Below are 16,995 nucleotides of genomic sequence, written 5' to 3'. Positions count from 1 at the left end.
ATCTATCATGTTCATTTACAAACAAAGGAGCGACCATCCGGTTATTGGATGATCGCTCCTTTGTATAATCCACTTATAAAAATTCAATCAATGACCCATTCCGTGATTGTTAACGGTGTAAATGGTGGAACCCGAATCGACAGCAGAAGCACTTGCAGAGGCAATCATTAAGCTGGAACTAATCAAGACTACGACTGTCAGGAAGAACATTTTCATTTTCATTAGTAAACTCCCTCTCTATTATAGTTTTCATTATGTTGTGATGCACTTGAAGCTGTGATTGATTAGCCTTGTCTCTAAGGATCTCAAATAATGCCGCTGCTTTCTTAAAGCCTGTGTCATCTTTCAGCGTAATACTTAATAGTAAGGTTTCCAGAATTGTGTTTATCGCCTTACACATATTCTTCTGTTTGTAATGGTACATCGCCAGCAAGAATTTGTAATCCACAAAATATCTAATGCTCTCTTGAGTTCCTCGTGCTCCTATGTCATTAGCGTTTATTTCGAATTCTCTCAGAATCCAATCTACGGAATAGTTATATTTTATGGAGGATTCCAAGATGGTAATTAGTCCCGGTAGTAATTCTTCCTCAGCACTGTTTCTAATAAATTCAACATACTCCTCTAGGATTCCAGTCTCGCCTTCCAGAAGATCTAGCACGTAGGCATTGGCTTTTGCGATATTACGGTAATAGTTGACTTCATTATGTCCTTCTTCATCTAACCCTTTGATCCAGTCTAATTTAGAATATTCTAAGATACACATTCTAGCTTCAGAATACTTACCGAGCTTTTGCAGTGCGATTCCTTTTGAACATAAGCTAAATCCAAAATAATAAGGAACACTCCGCTTCAGGTTTTGTTCTCTCGTTGTGTCACTGCTTGTCTCATATATAATTGCAATCTGTGTGATCAGCTTGTCTGCAACTTCAATCATAGCATCCCAATTTTCCAATGAAAAAGATGCCTTAAGCATACACGTTAAGGAATCGGCATTTAATCCATCCAAATCCAACTTCAATGCGATCTTCCTTTCTTCAGCATATCATTCATCGGTTATTACTGTGACGTTTGTATCTTTAAATTATTCTTTATTTTACCAATATAGTAAGTGATTTTCATCACTGGAACAAGGAAACAAGAGTTTGTTTTAGGATTGTCCAAATATAACCAGGGTACAGTTACAGTGTTTTTACTAAGTTCCTTCGAATCGCAGGAATTATGTCTGTTATGCTGTTTATTTGCCCCTCTATTTTGGGGTTATTTGTACGTAAAATTCCGAAATGTACCTATCTTGGAAATCCATATTCAATTATGATCTTCCCGAAAGAAAGCGCTATCAAAGTAATTTTGACCACATTTCATGAGGGGGTAAGGATGATTTGAAGCGAATGGGAAAAAGATTGGGTATGAGTCTGCTAGTATTCATTATTGCAGCAGCACAGTTCGGATTTACAGGAATAAAAGGTAACGTGGCGCAAGCGGCGGAGAAGAGTATGGCTCAGAAGCCGTATATGGGCTGGAGCAGTTACAGTATGCAGGTGTATGATGGGGCAGGAAACTGGACATCGGCGGAGAGCGTTAAGAAGCAATCGGACGCGATGCATGAGAAGCTGCAGGCCCATGGATATGAATACATTAATATTGATGCAGGCTGGAATGGTGATATGGATGAATACGGTAGGCCTATTCCTAGTGACGTCCTTTATCCGAACGGATTTCAGGAGGTCATTGACTATGTTCATCATAATGGGCAAAAGATTGGGATCTATCTGATCCCGGGGGTATCTATCGATGCATATAACCGAAATCTTGAGGTGTATGGGACAGGCGGCGAATGTCGTATTCAGGATATTACAGCCAAGCCGCTTACCATTATGGATTATTGGAATTCCTACACCTATAAAATTGATTTCACGAATCCCTGTGCCCAGAAGTATGTGGATTCCATTGCAGACATGCTTGGCGAGTGGGAAATCGATTTCGTCAAATTCGACAGCGTAACCCCTGGGTCGGGGATTGACAACTTGAGCCGGGATGCACGCGGTGACGTAGAAGCTTGGTCCAAAGCCTTGGATAGAAATAACATCTGGTTTGAGCTGTCCTGGGCACTCGACCACAATTACGTAGAGTTCTGGAAAAAATATGCTAACGGTTGGCGAATTGACTGGGATGTTGAATCTTATGACGGCAGTGGGTTGACAGCATGGCCGAGTATTTCCCGATTATTCCCCAAAGCAGCACTTTGGTGGCGGGATGCAGGCCCTGGCGGTTGGAATGACTTCGATTCCCTGAATGTTGGTAACGGCTCAATGGATGGTCTGACCAAGGATGAGCGGAAGACTGCGATGACGTTTTGGTCCATTTCTTCCGTACCGCTCTATACAGGGAATGACATGACACGGCTGGATAGTTATGGACTAGAGCTGCTTACCAATGATGAGGTAATTGCCGTCAATCAGGCCGGACGTCCTGGACATCCAGTGTCGATGGATACCCAACAGCAGGTCTGGTACGCCAATAATGGAGATGGGACTTACAGCGTTGCTTTGTTCAATCTGGGTAGTCGGGGTGCGGAGGTTAAAGTCAAATGGAGTGATCTTGGCCTTGAGGGTCCGGCTTCAGTGCGCGACCTATGGAGCCATTCCGAGCTGGGAACCTTTGAGAAGGAATTCAGCGGTGGCATCCTTGAACCCCATGCCTCTCGTATGCTTAAAGTAACCGCATTAAGCGGCACATCAGCTGTCAATAACGATGATTCAGGGATGCGCTACAGCGGCGATTGGAAGCGAAATGGAGGCAAGGAGCTGCTTGAAGGGAAGCAGGATCTAAGCATTACGATAAAGGATTCCTCGGCTACTGCTACCAGTGCTCCTCAAGAGGATGCTCTCAACTCTGTGGCTGACCCTGCTACGGATTCAGCTTCAGCTTCGGCTTCGGCAAGCTATACCACCGTTACGGATGTGGTTTACATTAATGATAATGACAACGGCATTAAATACAACGGCACATGGCAGGTAAGCTCTGCCCGAGAACATGGAGATTATAATGGCGATGTGCATTATACCGAGAAAGATGGTGATTCTTTCGAGTACACCTTTACGGGAACGGGCATTGAGCTGCTGACGGAAAGGCATGAATCGCAAGGAGAAATGGTTGTTACATTGGATGATGAGACAGCACAGACTGTAAATGCGTATACAAGTGGACCGAGAGAGGTACAACAATCTCTTTATAGTGTATCAGGGCTTTCTAACGGTCCTCACACGCTTAAGGTGAGCAAGGGATCGGGAAATTATATGCTGCTCGACGCGCTGAAAGTGACAACAGAAAGTCCGGCTGGGGGTCAGAACAGTTCTATCACTCCGACTTCCGCTGGGTTTGATAAAGCAACGGAACAACAGAAGGATGTCACCGTCACGCTTAATCTGCAGGGTAATACGCTGAGTGCTATTGAAAATAATGGAGTGGCACTGCGCGAAGAAGATTATACGGTGACTAATGATAAATTGACCATCAAGAAGGAATATCTTGCGCAGCAACCTGCTGGCCTGGCAAGTCTAAACATCATCTTTAACACCGGTGATCCACAGACACTAGCGGTACACATTAGCGATTCCACAGGCATCCGTTATGTGATGGTTAATAACGACGATCCGGGAATCAAATATAACGGTACTTGGTCCCGCAGTAGTGGAAGAGGAATGGGCGACTACAATGACGATGTGCAGTATGCGGAGCAGAACGGTGATTCTTTCGAATACACCTTCAGAGGAACAGGGATTCAACTGTTCACTGAGGTAGACGAATCGCAAGGGGATATGGATATCTATGTAGACGATCAATTCAAGGGAACGGTAAGCGCTTATCGAAACGGGCGATTGTCACAGCAGATTTTGTACAGTATCTCTGGGCTTACAGATGGCCAGCACACACTTAAGGCTGTGAAAAAATCGGGCAGATTCATGCTGCTTGACATGCTCAAGGTAGAGATTCCGAATATGATCAATCCGATCGCAGCGAGCTTTGATAAATCATCTTCTGCTCAGCAGGACATTGAGATTACACTTCTACAACAGCCGGAAAGCTTCATTGGCATTACGAACGGATCAAATCATCTGGTTCCAGGGACCGATTATACGGTAGCTGGTGAGCATGTTACATTGAACAAATCTTATCTCGCATCACAGCCAGTCGGAAAGTTGACCCTCAGCTTTATTATTGGTGGCGATTATCTTAATGATGTGCATTCAACGACAGTAGATGGCGATTCCTTTGAATATACCTTCAAGGGCACTGGAATCCGTCTGATTACACCTACGGGTCCAGATCAAGGTGAAGTAGATATTTATGTGGACGGCCAAAGGATTCAGACCGTGAATACTTATAGTCAGAGCCGACTGACACAACAGGAGATTTATAGTATTTCTGGATTGGTAAGCGGCTTACACACACTTAAAGCTGTGAAGAAATCAGGTAATCTCATGCTGACAGATCAATTGAAATTCACAGTCCCAACCAGTGATGGCGGAACAACGAACCCTACAGAACCTCCAACACCGACAGCAACACCCACACCGACTGATGCAGGGGGGCCGTCTATACCCGCTCAGCCTTCATCCGCACCTACCCTGACGCCAACGCCAACTCCGGCATCTGGAACTGATGGGAAGGAGGATGCCGAGACAATGCGACATTCGGCGTATATCAACGGATATCCGGGCGGCTTCTTTAAACCCGATGCTCCCATTACCCGTGCTGAGATGGCAACCATCCTAGCGAAGGTTGCTGAGAAAGAGGCCACTGGATCAGGCGTAATATTCAGTGATGTATCCTCCAGCTATTGGGGGGCAGATGCCATTACCAAAGTAGCTAAGATGGGACTAATGAACGGTTACATCGATGGTGCTTTTAAACCTAATCAACCATTGACGCGTGCAGAAATGGCTAGTTTAACAGCCATGCTGAGCCCGGATTCTGCAACATCGGGCCGTGGCTTCTCTGACATTACCGGCCACTGGGCACAGGCGGCGATAAAGAAAGCCCAAGATATAGGCATAATGAAGGGCTACAGTGACGGAACTTTCCGCCCGAATTCCAAGCTTACTCGTGCGGAAGCCGTTACAGCTATCAACAGAGTTTTGGGCAGAGGCCCACTTATGGGTGTCACACAGCCAGGGTGGAACGATGTTCCAGTCTCCCACTGGGCATTCGGTGATATTGAGGAGGCTTCGACCGACCATATCTCGAAGCCTAGTACGCAAGGCGGAGAACAGTGGACAGAATAAGTTGAGCGATGAATGAACGGAGGGGCCTTCTTTGGCCCCTTTTTTCTGAATGATATGAGATGAGAAAAAGAAGGGGAGAAGAGCATGAATCTTCTAATTACCGGAGCAAGTGGATTTATCGGAACGGCTCTAGTCAAGCATTTGGCGGATAAACATACAGTGATTTGTCTGTCACGCCAAGCTCCGGAAGGGGCTTTTGCCTATGTTCAGGGTTCTTTTGATTCAGCGGAGGATTTGAGCAGGCTGGACTCGTATGATATTCAGGCGGTGATTCATCTTGCTGCTGTTACTGGCGGCTCTACTGAGGAGGACAGCCTTGCTGTTAATGTATTGGGAACAAGGAGATTGTACCGTTATCTGCTGGACCGCGGTTGCCAAAAGTTCATCACAGCGAGCTCCATTGCCGTGGTGGGTGGACTCACTGAGGATTTTATACCGCTTGAGCTGCCTATCCCAGATGATCATCCCTGCTTGGCGGCGGATGCCTATGGGCTAAGCAAGGCTATGGTCGAGGAGTTGACCCGGTATTTTCATCGCAATCATAAAGATACCGACTTTATCAATCTTCGCTTTGGAGCTGTAGCCTCCCAGGGCTGGATTTCTCCTGTCTTGGAAACTGGATCCAAGCCGACGCTCCCGTTCATCACACTGGGGCATGTCCACGCAGAGGATGTAGTGAAGGGTATTACTGCGGCACTGGAATCTCCACTCAAGCCGGGGGTAAGAACTCTTAATCTGGTTGGGCCGGATGCTAGCAGCAACTTGCCAGTGGCTGAGCTCCTTACCCCGTTGGTGGGGAATGATTATAATTTGGATTATTATCATTTTTCGGGTCAAGAATATATGCCTTTATATGCCATGGATCGTTTCAAAGAGGAATTCGGTTTTGTGCCTTCACATTCTACCCGCCATACGAGGGGTAAAGCGTAGAAGGGTTTACATGCTGGAAAGATAAAAAAATTCGGATGGTGAATAAAAAGCAGTGATAACGGCGTATATCGCTGCTTTTTAGGTTTAACATCTGCAAAATTGGTTTTGCACACTTGACTATTAAGTAAAATGTTTTAATCTATGGTAATGATAGCGCTATCGAAATGATATTAGGGGAGGGGTCACTACGCTTAAATATTCCAATATCTTTCGTAAATTCTTAATCTCCTATGTAGTCATTTTGGTCATTCCCAGCATTGGCGGATATATGTCCTATCTGACTTCGATTTCTGTGACAGAGTCTATCTCTATTGAGAACGGGGTCACCCAGCTCCAGAAAAGTCAGGAAATATTGGAGCGCCGCATGGCGGAAGTAGAAGGGTTTACCAGGCAATTGGCAGTCAACCAGGAGCTAAATGTTCTGATGAATGAAAGAGACAATGAGACGAACGTGTATGGCATTTGGAGAACGATGCGGAATGTCCTGACTTTCGGTCAGACGAATGATTTTTTGCAAAACTATTATATTTACCTCGCCAATTATAATCTTATTCTAACCCCAGGTTCTTCTTACCGACCGGAACATTACTACTCTAATTTCAACTATAAGGATCTTCCGCTACAGGATTGGACCAAAGAAGTGCTTGAGAAAACCCATCGCAGTGAAATCAAGCCACTCAGTGACTATGTTAGCAGGGGCATGCAAACCTCCGTTATTACCTATATGCAGTCACTCCCTCTGGATAGTTTCAACGATTCCTCACCAGCTGTCGCGGTAGTGATCATAGACGAGAAAATCATTTCTAGTCTGTTATCTGGTTTAACTGAGCGATACGGAGGCTGGGTTCATATCAGCGATGCTGAAGGAAATACGATTGTCCTGCAGGGAAGTGATGAGCAGAAAATGGCCCATATGACCGCTGATTCGGATTTTGATAAAACCAAGGTTAGTCAGTTCTATGAAGACGATCTAGTGATCACGACTCGTTCTGATTCGAACGGCTGGGTATACCAGACAGGGATTCCCCGGCCTATTTTGATGGATAATGCTAACAAGATCAAGCAAATGTCCATACAAATTACGGGAGGAACATTACTCATCGGCTTGATAGTCGGACTAATATTAGCTTACCGTAACAGCGCTCCAATCAATCGTATGCTTAGCGTCATGAAGGAGCAATTTGGCAAGGAAGAGGCCTCCGCCAAGAATGAATTTGACTTTTTAAGCGGAAATATTGCCAATATGATCACTAAGAACAAGTTGCTGGAAACCGAACTTAATCGTCAGCTTCCGTTGGTCAGGGATGCATTTCTGAAGCGGCTATTAGCAGGGGAATTCAAAACGCATGATGAGATTCTCACAGCCGCTGAGCAGGTGGGGATTAATTTGAAACAGAACACTGGGTATGTAGGAATTGTTCAGATTAACGGCTATGCCGGTATGGACAGCGTTGAGATTCTCAATGAGCTGAATGCTTCCCGGTTGCTGCTGAAGCAGTCCCTATCGGATCTCGGAGTGGAAGTACTAATGACGGATATGGGCTCCGACAAAGTGGTAACTCTGTTTTTCTCCAAGGAAGAAGAGAATGACAAAGCGTATGAGGCAGAGAATATCACCAGCATTCTGGAGAATTTGGCGCAGTACGTTTTTAATGAGTATCGTATTACTACTCAGGCGGGCTTCGGAGATCTTTTTACAGAAATAACGGAAATCGGCCTTTCCTTTGACCAAGCCAAGCAAGCTCTGGAATATGCCGTCTACATGAATAAAAAAGGAATTGTATGGAGTAGCGAAGCCCAAAATGAGAATACGACCTACTATTATCCGCTGGATACAGAGCAACGTCTGATCAGTACCATCCGGGCTGGAGAGTTAGAAGAGGCTAAACGGATTGTCCGTGCGATTGTTGCCCAGAACATGGAACAGCGTGAATTATCCATGGAAATGAAGCAACAGCTTGTTGGAGAAATAAAAGGGACGTTTCTTAAGCTTCTGGATCAAAAGGCTTTTACAGAATACCCGGACATCGAGAGTGTGAAGCGGAGGGTCATAGACATTGGTTCATCGGAACGACTCGAAATGATTCAGACCGAATTTTTTGTTATTATGGAAGAACTGTGCGGACTTATTGCAAATAAAAAGAAGGATGTTCATATTCAGATTATTAAGCAGATCAAGGAATATACAGCAGAGAATTATTCGGATACAGAGCTGAGTCTGTACCGGGTAGCCGAACAGGTCGAACGGCCTGAAAAATATATTTCTCAATTGTTTAAAGAGGTTACAGGTGTCAATTTCTCCGATCATCTGATAAAAGTGAGAATGGATCAGGCTGTGATTTTGCTCAAAGATAGTCGGTATACGGTTGATGAGATTGCTATTCGGGTGGGCTACAATAGTTCACATTCTTTCAGACGGGCCTTCAAGCGGTTAATCGGCGTTTCACCGAGCGCTTATAGACAGTCTATTGATGAGTAAACAGTTGTTTGGCAAAAATTAAGTATTAGACTGATCCAGTAAAAGAAGCAGCGGCGGACCAAGACTTGATAAATAAAGTCTTAGACTGCCGCTGTTGTCGTTCAAATAACGTTCCCGTTAGCTTGTCACCGACGGTCTATGCATCCTACTTTACTTTATTTAATAAGTTTGTCACCATTCTGCTCAATGTCCCTTGATCGACGAAAGGAGCAAGACTTGCCAGCAGATCTGGGCTAAGATGTTCAGCTTCGACTCCACTAATCAACTTCTCGAGATTTTTACTGTCCAGAAAAGGTGCAAGGCCTATGATCTGATCCGCATCGATAGTGCCGTCTTCAACCCGGTCTACCAAACGGTTTAATGTTTCTCTGCTAATAAAGGGTGCCAGCCCTTGAATGGAATGCCAGCTCAAGCTGCCCTCTTCTGCTTGTTGTACTAACCGATCTACATGTTCTCTTCCAAGAAACGGGGCAATCCCAACAAGATTGTGCACTTCTAAGGAACCGTCAATCGATTTATCTACCAGTCGGCTTAATGTGTCGCTGCTGACGAACGGAGCGAGTCCAGTAATGGTATTCCACACAATTTCGCCCTCTTCTGCCTGACGAACCAGTTCATCCAATGTGCCTGTTCCAAGGAACGGAGCCAGCCGCATGATCACGTCTAACTTAAGGACGCTGCTGTCTAATCGTTCTGTAACCTTATGCAGAGCGCTTGCTTTTACAAACGGCGCTACTTCTACAAGCTCCTCCACCTCCGCCTCTCCGGTATTGACCATCTCTGCAACTTGTTCCGGCCTGTTCTCTGCGATCTCCTCAACGATCGTTCCTAGGTGCGGGTGCTCCCGATTTTCTGTATTGTCTCCTGCATTTAAAATGTCGTCTACCGTTTTGCCGAATAACCTTGCAAACTGCGGAAGCGTTCCGATATCCGGTAGCGATTCGCCCCGTTCCCATTTCGATACCGCTTGATGACTTACATTCAGTTGATCGGCAAGTTCCAATTGGGTAAGATCCTGGTCTTTGCGAAGCTTCGAAATATAAGCTCCAATTTTACGCAAGTCGAGCATTGTATACCTCCAATAAAACAAAATGTACAGTGCGCACTGTCAAAAACAGCATAGCATTTCTGCAAACGCAATCCTATCAAGAGTTGGTTGAATTGTCTCATGGGCTTTATTCAACTGCCGGTAGAATTGTCCAGATTGGAAATCTCCAGAGAGGGTCCTCGAAAGGTGAAAACGGCTGCTGCTGATGCCTATCTATTGGAGAGTTGTACTACAGAGAAGGGAATTAAATCTGTGTGCGAGTTAAACATCTATGGAGAAGTTGACCGTTTTGATCATCCGAAGAAACTACTTTACTGGTAATCTTGACAAACTATTAGCTGGTATAGCTTAATGAAGCATCGTCAGTCTAATACTTTTTTCGGAGTCCGAACCCTGTTTCCGGAAAAATGGCCGTTCTACAGCTATTTTGTTCTCCCTGAACAGGGTTATTTGTACGCTGAAATGCCTAAGTGTACCTTTTCTTTGGGGATAAAAGTCAATTATGATCAACTCGTAGAAAGCGCTATCATAAACTACTGGCGGTTGCTTAGGGGGGATTGTTCTGGAGAAAGAAATAGTATTACACCACAAGTCGTTACCGAAGCGTAGGGGCTCTGTATTTTTACAAAATGCTCGCAGAAGTATGAAAAAGCACTGGCAGCTACATTTGCTCGTAATTCCACCTCTGTTATTTTTCCTCATTTTTAAGTATTATCCGATGCTGAATGCGGTTCTAGCCTTCAAGGACTACAACGTGATTAAAGGAATATGGGGAAGTCCATGGGTTGGATTTCATAATTTTCGATTATTTTTTGATAATCCGCAGTTTTGGACGCTGCTCAAGAACACCATCATGCTTAGTGGTTACCTGCTGCTGGCGGGATTTCCAATTCCGATTATCCTTGCGCTCATGATTAATGAATTGCGCGGGGGAAGGTTCAAAAAGTTCGTCCAGCTGGTCTCTTTTGCGCCTTATTTCATCTCGACGGTTGTCATGGTGTCCATTATTATGCTATTTATGGCACCTCGTCTTGGATTTGCGAACATCGCTCTCAACTTCTTCGGTTTGGAGTCGATCAATTTCCTTGGAGAACCGGGAATGTTTCGTTCGATTTATGTCTGGTCTGATATTTGGCAGACTGCGGGCTACAGTGCCGTTATCTATTTAGCAGCGCTTGCCGGTATAGATCCTACGCTTTATGAGGCAGCCAAAGTCGATGGCGCTTCACGCTTTCAAAAAATTCGTTATATTGATCTGCCAGGTATTGTGCCTACCATCGTCATCATCCTGATTTTGAATGTTGGGAATGTCATGGCTATTGGCTTTGAGAAGGTTTATCTTCTGCAGAACCCGCTCAATCTGGCGAATTCCGAGATCATTGCCACTTATGTCTACCGGGTCGGTTTGCTGAACGCCAATTATAGCTTTGCAACTGCGGTTGGTCTATTCAACTCGGTAATCAACCTTATTTTGTTGCTTACGGTGAATGGCTTGGCTAAACGCATCACAAACAACAGCATCTGGTAGGAAAGGAGCAACCACATGGCAGCAGTTCAACAAAAAATTAAAGAATCAACTGGCGATAAGCTATTTCTGACCACTATTTATATCCTACTCAGCCTCGTGGTCATCGCGGTGATTTATCCGCTAATTTTTATCATCAGTAGCTCGATTAGCAGTCCAGCAGCGGTTACCTCCGGCCGAGTCTGGTTATGGCCTGTAGATATTTCCTTCAAAGGTTTCAAGGTTCTGCTAAATACACCTGAGATCATTACAGGCTACGGCAACTCTATTTTTTATACAGCCGCAGGGACGCTCATCAGTGTTGTGCTTACGATCATGATCGCGTACCCTTTATCACGCAGAGGTTTCTTCGGACGCAACACTTTGATGATGATCATCACCTTTACGATGATTTTCAGCGGCGGGCTGATTCCGACCTATATGGTCGTGAAGGAACTCCATTTGATTGATACCCGCTGGGCACTGCTGATACCAAACGCGATTTGGGTATGGCAGGTCATTATTGCCCGGTCATTCTTTCAATCCTCCATTCCGGAGGAGCTGCTGGAAGCCAGCGAAATCGACGGTTGCAGTGATATGCGGTTTGTCTGGAGCGTTGTTATTCCGTTATCGAAGCCTATTATTGCGGTGTTAGTCCTTATGTACGCGGTAGGACAGTGGAATGCCTACTTTGACGCTTTGATTTATTTGAAATCAGCGAATTTGTTTCCACTTCAGCTTGTCTTACGAAGCATCATTATCCAGAACAACAGCGCAGGTACTATGGATGCAATGAAAATGGTGGAGCGGCAGCAGCTTGCTGAGCTACTCAAATATGCACTTATAGTTATCGCTACGCTGCCTGTACTTGTTATCTATCCATTTGTTCAGCGTTATTTTGTCCAAGGAATGCTGGTCGGTTCAGTTAAAGGCTAATTCACAGCTTTCAGAATCTGGAGAGGGGGAGAGGCACGCAGTGAAATGACAGAAAGATATCGTACCTGCCTAAATTATAAAAGGGAGTGATCGGATTTGAAGAAAAGTATGATGACCTTGTCATTGGTGCTGGTATTAATTCTTACGGTGGTGTTAAGCGGATGTGCTAATAAAAATACAGATAACACATCCTCCGCACCTGCTGACTCAGGTAACTCGGAATCAGCAAGCAAACCGGTGGAAATCAGCGTGTTCTCGGTTCAGGAATCCGGGATCGATGTTCCTACCAATAAATTTTCGAAATTTGTGGAAGACAAATTCAATATTAAATTCAAATGGGAAATCAACCCTTCAGACGGAGCCAAGGAAAAGCGCCAAATCTCACTTGCTAGTGGCGATTACCCTGATGCTTACCTGCTCACTCACTATATCGATCAGTTCTCACAGGCAGATCTTCTGAAGTATGGCAAACAGGGCGTACTAATTCCTCTGAACGATCTAATTGATAAATATGCTCCAAATATTAAAGCGGCTATGGAAAAGAACGATAATTTGAGAACGCTTAACACAGCACCTGATGGTAATATCTACGGGCTTGTCGCTTACACAGAGTGCTTTCACTGCTCCTATCCGAGCAAAATGTGGCTCAATACCGAGTGGCTGAAGAAGCTGAATCTGGAAATGCCGAAGACAACCGAAGAATTCAAACAAGTGCTGGAAGCTTTCAAAACACAAGATCCGAACGGGAATGGAAAAGCAGATGAAGTGCCGCTGAGTGGCTCCATTGAGGAGTTTGGTGTACGCATTGTACCATTCCTCATGAATGCATTTGTATACGATGATGACCGCAATTATCTGAATATGCTGGATGGAAAAGTTCAATCGGCGGCTGTCACACCGGAGTGGAAGGAAGGCCTGACTTATATCAAATCTCTGTTTGACGCAGGTTTGATTGATCCAGGGGCATTCACACAGAACGCGGAAGCCTTCAAGAAAATCGGTGAAAATGCCGATGCGGAAATTCTGGGCGCCGGTGCGGGCATGCACCCTGCGATTTTCGTTAATATTGATCCGGGCAATAGAAGCTCGGCACACTACAATCCTGTACCACCGATTAGCGGACCGGAAGGTATCTCCTATGCGACTCATGATGCAGGTGGCGTATCCCCGGGAGCGAAGTTTGTCATCACCAACAAAGCTAGCGAGGAAGCGCAGATCGCTTTAATTAAAATGGTAGACTATATGTTTACTTCTGAAGGACAGACCAATGGTGGCAGCGGTATGAAGGGCATTGATTGGACGGATCCAGAAGAAGGCGATGTAGCGCTGGACAAAGATGTTAAACCAGTAATCAAGACCATTCCTATGGCAGAGGGCGAAGCGCCGCGCAATGCGGGATGGAGCGGCATGGGTCACTTCTATATGCCAAAAGAGTACCGTGATACTTTCGTTCAAGCTACTGACATCTACGCTTCCAGCGGTTATGAACGCAGATTGTATGATGCGACTCTGCTGTATGAAGGACATGAGCCTAAAGAATTATTCCCAATCTGGTCGATTTGGATTGATCCAAGCGAAATCGATGAAGCGAGCTTACTGCAAACCAACATTAAGAATTACATTGAGCAAAATCAGCTTCAATTCATCACGGGCAACAAGGATCTTACTAAAGATTGGGATGCTTATATAAAAGGTCTGAAAGACTTGAAGCTAGATCGTTATCTCGAAATCTTGCAAAAGGCTTATGAAACTTCTAAAAAATAAAATATTGAAATCAGAATCAGGTGCTGTAAGATATACCCCAGCACCTGATTTCTTGATTTCAAGGAAAAATATACATTTTTATTTACGGAGGATCAGTCATGACAGAAGAGAAACATTGCAATCATCAATTTGTAGCTCCAAGACGAGGACTACCGAATACAAGTGTAAGACTTGCAGGAAAGGAGCGGGTGACGGTCGCCTTTTTGGGTGGTTCCATTACGGAGGGGGCGGGTGCTTCCGATGCGGACATATTTAGCTGGAGAGTGCTGACTGGTAAGTATCTGCAGGAGCGATTTGCGAATCATGAATTCCGCTTCATCAATGCGGGAGTGGGTGGAACGAATTCCACGCTGGGCGCTCACCGATTACAGTCACATGTCCTGCAATACGACAAGATTGATCTACTATTCGTTGAATTTAGCGTCAATGACGGCAACGACCGGGAAGAATCCATTAGAGGTATGGAAGGCATTGTACGCCAGTGCAGACGGTTGTCGCCCGGCACTGACATTTGCTTCTTGTATACGGCAGCAGAGAAGAATCTGTCGGGGAGCAACCCCTTTAACATTGCCGTCCACGAAGAAGTAGCTGAGCATTACGATCTTCCATCAGTTAATTTTGCAGCTAGAGTCTATGCACAGACCCAGGCCGGACAAATGGAGTGGACCAAGATGGCTCCGGATGGATATCATCCCAATGATGACGGACATGCGCTGTATGCTTCTTTCTTACAGGAATATTTGGATGCAGCTCTTGTGCTTGACAACACATATTCAAATACCGGAAGCGCGTTAAGTATTGCTCCTCTGGAGGAGCGGAATTATGAATATGGTAACTTACTGGATTTCAGAGGCGCTGATCATGCAGATGGGTTCGAGCTACGCGAGCTTACCCCTGATGATCCACTGATGAACTGGCGATTTGGAACGGAGCATTTATATACAGACAGCAAAGAGGCATCTTTTTCTTACACAGTAACCGGACAGAGTGTGGGGATGCTGCTGCTTTACGGCCCGGATAGTGGAATATTCGAATATTCACTCAATGACGGTCCCTTTCATGCGGTTCACTTATTCGATGAATGGTGTCCGCTTGCGTTTCGGCCTATTATTGCTATGTTCGGAATCGAGGAACAACGTCAGGAATTGCAAGTAACCGTGCGAATTACAGGGGAAAAGGATGAACAGAGTAAAGGCACCAGTCTGCGTATTTTGAAGCTAATGTACAATTAATTATTTTAACCGAAAGGATTATACTGCCTCTTATTAAGCGTTTACAATACTAAGAAAGTTGGTGTTGATCATTTCTTTTACAGAACACAGCGTCGATTCTTCTCCTATCGTAATCCGCCTGACTGATTATGGTGTTCTGCCGGATTCCGGGTTGGATGCTCAGCCAGCCATGACAAGAGCTATTGAGGCAGCTGCCGAAATAACTGGGCCGGTCCTGCTGGATTGTCCAAAAGGCTGTTATCATTTCTATCCGGAAGAGGCCATCCGGAAACCCTACTACATCTCCAACACTACCAGTGAAGAAGAGAATCCTGATGTCACCAAGACTATAGGAATTCTCTTAAAAGGGCTGCACAATTTAATATTTGAGGGAAATGGCTCTCTATTTATCTTCCATGGCAAGCAGACGATGTTCTTGCTGGATGGCTGCAAAAATGTAGAGATTCGTAATTTGCATACCGACTACGCCCGGCCGACTGTGTCAGAGATGACGATTATTGAAAGCGGTACTCATTATTTCGATGTCCAGGTTCACCCCGATTCGCATTATGAGATCAGGGACGGCAAGCTGGTCTGGATCGGTGAGGGCTGGAGCTTCTCGGAAGGACCGATGCAGACCTATGATCCACTCAGCAATACGACTTGGCGGATGGACAACTGGTCGGAGCTGGCTGATTCGGTTGAAGAGCTGGAGCCGATGAAGCTCCGCTTGCATTTTGATCATCAGCCTGAGGTTGTCCCCGGGCATGTTCTGCAAAGCCGTGATGGTATTCGCGATCAGGTAGGTGTCTTCCTTGTGGAAAGCTCTAACATCACCTTCGGCGATGTGGGGCTGCATTTTTTACACGGACTTGGTGTTGTAGGGCAGTTCAGCGACAATCTCACCTTTCAACGCATGGATATTTCGCCGCGCCTGGAGACAGGCCGAACGGTTGCTGGCTTTGCGGATTTCATCCACATGTCCAGCTGCCGAGGTGAAATAACTGTTGCAGACAGCCGTTTTGCCGGTTCTCATGATGACGTCGTCAATGTCCATGGTACCTATCTACGGATCGTTGAGCAGCTGTCTGCGAATAGGGTGAAGGTTCGCTTCATGCATCCGCAGACCTACGGATTCCTGGCCTTTCATCCGGGAGACGAAATTGAATTTGTTCGTTCTGGCTCTCTGACTACCTATGCGGCTAATGAAGTGATAGAGGTTACGCGTCTCAATCCACGCGAGCTAATACTGACTTTAGCACATCCGATTCCTGAGGGGATTGGCAGCCATGATGTGATCGAGAATGTAACCTGGACACCGGAGGTTGAAGTCGTAAATAATCACCTCGCGCGGGTACCGACCCGCGGTATCCTTGTGACAACCCGGCGTAAAGTAGAGATTAAGGGGAATGTTTTTGATCGGATGCAAATGAGTGCAATTCTGGTTGCCCTGGATGCGGAGTCTTGGTATGAGTCTGGCAAGGTGGAGGATGTAACCATCGCCGAGAATCATTTTATTGAATGCGGGGGCATCGAGCATCCGGTTATTTTCATTTCGCCAGAGAACACAGAGGTTGGTGAGAGCACTCCTGTTCATCAGGGCATAGTTATTAAGAACAACAGGTTCGAGACTGGTAAAACGTTAGTCCTTAGTGCCAAGAGTACCCGCAGACTGGCCTTCAGTGCTAACGAAATTGTCATGGGTGGGGAAAGTATGAACTGTCTTTCCAGTGTTGAGGCTGCGATATGTTTAACCGCTTGTAGCGAGGTCGGCATTCAGGATAATTTGTTCAATGAGTTAGGGTAGGTTGTGTTAGATCGCGATATGGATCGGT

The 16,995-nt window shown here is 45.5% G+C and carries 11 protein-coding genes; 9 read left to right on the top strand and 2 right to left on the bottom strand.

What is annotated here, in order from left to right:
* Positions 1-178 precede the first annotated feature (178 nt).
* Complete coding sequence (locus MHB64_RS23060; protein WP_341135454.1) at positions 179-1,021, bottom strand: DNA-binding protein; 843 nt, start codon at positions 1,019-1,021, stop codon at positions 179-181.
* Positions 1,022-1,391: 370 nt separating this feature from the next.
* Between MHB64_RS23060 and MHB64_RS23055 the strand changes: the two genes are divergently transcribed.
* The 3 genes from MHB64_RS23055 (at position 1,392) to MHB64_RS23045 (ending at position 8,697) form a co-directional block, all read left to right on the top strand.
* Positions 1,392-5,288 (top strand): X2-like carbohydrate binding domain-containing protein, encoded by a 3,897-nt coding sequence (locus MHB64_RS23055; protein ID WP_341136115.1) that lies wholly within the window; start codon positions 1,392-1,394, stop codon positions 5,286-5,288.
* An 84-nt stretch (positions 5,289-5,372) separates the two neighbouring features.
* A complete protein-coding gene (locus MHB64_RS23050; protein WP_094877390.1) occupies positions 5,373-6,218 on the top strand; it encodes an NAD-dependent epimerase/dehydratase family protein in 846 nt (281 codons plus the stop codon).
* Positions 6,219-6,486: 268 nt separating this feature from the next.
* Positions 6,487-8,697, top strand: a complete 2,211-nt coding sequence (locus MHB64_RS23045; RefSeq protein ID WP_341135453.1) for a helix-turn-helix domain-containing protein — start codon at positions 6,487-6,489, stop codon at positions 8,695-8,697.
* 145 nt (positions 8,698-8,842) lie between these two features.
* On the opposite strand, the gene MHB64_RS23040 is transcribed toward MHB64_RS23045, so the two are convergent.
* On the bottom strand, positions 8,843-9,766 hold the full coding sequence (locus tag MHB64_RS23040; protein WP_341135452.1) for a helix-turn-helix transcriptional regulator: 924 nt from the start codon (positions 9,764-9,766) through the stop codon (positions 8,843-8,845).
* A gap of 99 nt (positions 9,767-9,865) precedes the next feature.
* Between MHB64_RS23040 and MHB64_RS23035 the strand changes: the two genes are divergently transcribed.
* The 6 genes from MHB64_RS23035 to MHB64_RS23010 all read left to right on the top strand — a co-directional run bounded on the left by MHB64_RS23035 (position 9,866) and on the right by MHB64_RS23010 (position 16,967).
* Positions 9,866-10,066, top strand: a complete 201-nt coding sequence (locus MHB64_RS23035) for a hypothetical protein (protein WP_341135451.1) — start codon at positions 9,866-9,868, stop codon at positions 10,064-10,066.
* A gap of 322 nt (positions 10,067-10,388) precedes the next feature.
* The gene (locus MHB64_RS23030) at positions 10,389-11,273 is read left to right on the top strand and encodes an ABC transporter permease (RefSeq protein ID WP_143759569.1); all 885 of its coding nucleotides are present in this window, start codon (positions 10,389-10,391) and stop codon (positions 11,271-11,273) included.
* A 15-nt stretch (positions 11,274-11,288) separates the two neighbouring features.
* Entirely contained in the window at positions 11,289-12,185 is an 897-nt protein-coding gene (locus MHB64_RS23025) for a carbohydrate ABC transporter permease (RefSeq protein ID WP_341135450.1), read from the top strand.
* Between the two features lie 108 nt (positions 12,186-12,293).
* The gene (locus MHB64_RS23020; RefSeq protein WP_445671645.1) at positions 12,294-13,949 is read left to right on the top strand and encodes an extracellular solute-binding protein; all 1,656 of its coding nucleotides are present in this window, start codon (positions 12,294-12,296) and stop codon (positions 13,947-13,949) included.
* A gap of 98 nt (positions 13,950-14,047) precedes the next feature.
* Positions 14,048-15,181 carry an SGNH/GDSL hydrolase family protein gene (locus tag MHB64_RS23015; RefSeq protein ID WP_341135448.1) on the top strand — a complete coding sequence of 378 codons (1,134 nt, stop codon included), beginning with the start codon at positions 14,048-14,050 and terminating at the stop codon, positions 15,179-15,181.
* Positions 15,182-15,245: 64 nt separating this feature from the next.
* Positions 15,246-16,967: an alpha-1,3-galactosidase-related protein gene (locus tag MHB64_RS23010; protein WP_341135447.1), complete on the top strand. Its 1,722-nt coding sequence runs from the start codon at positions 15,246-15,248 to the stop codon at positions 16,965-16,967.
* Positions 16,968-16,995 lie beyond the last annotated feature (28 nt).

This window comes from Paenibacillus sp. FSL K6-2859 (assembly GCF_038008265.1).
In the GTDB taxonomy this organism is placed as follows: domain Bacteria; phylum Bacillota; class Bacilli; order Paenibacillales; family Paenibacillaceae; genus Paenibacillus_AQ; species Paenibacillus_AQ nitricinens.
The sequence above is the reverse complement of the archived record's forward strand: the minus strand, read 5'-3'. Positions and strand labels throughout refer to the sequence as shown.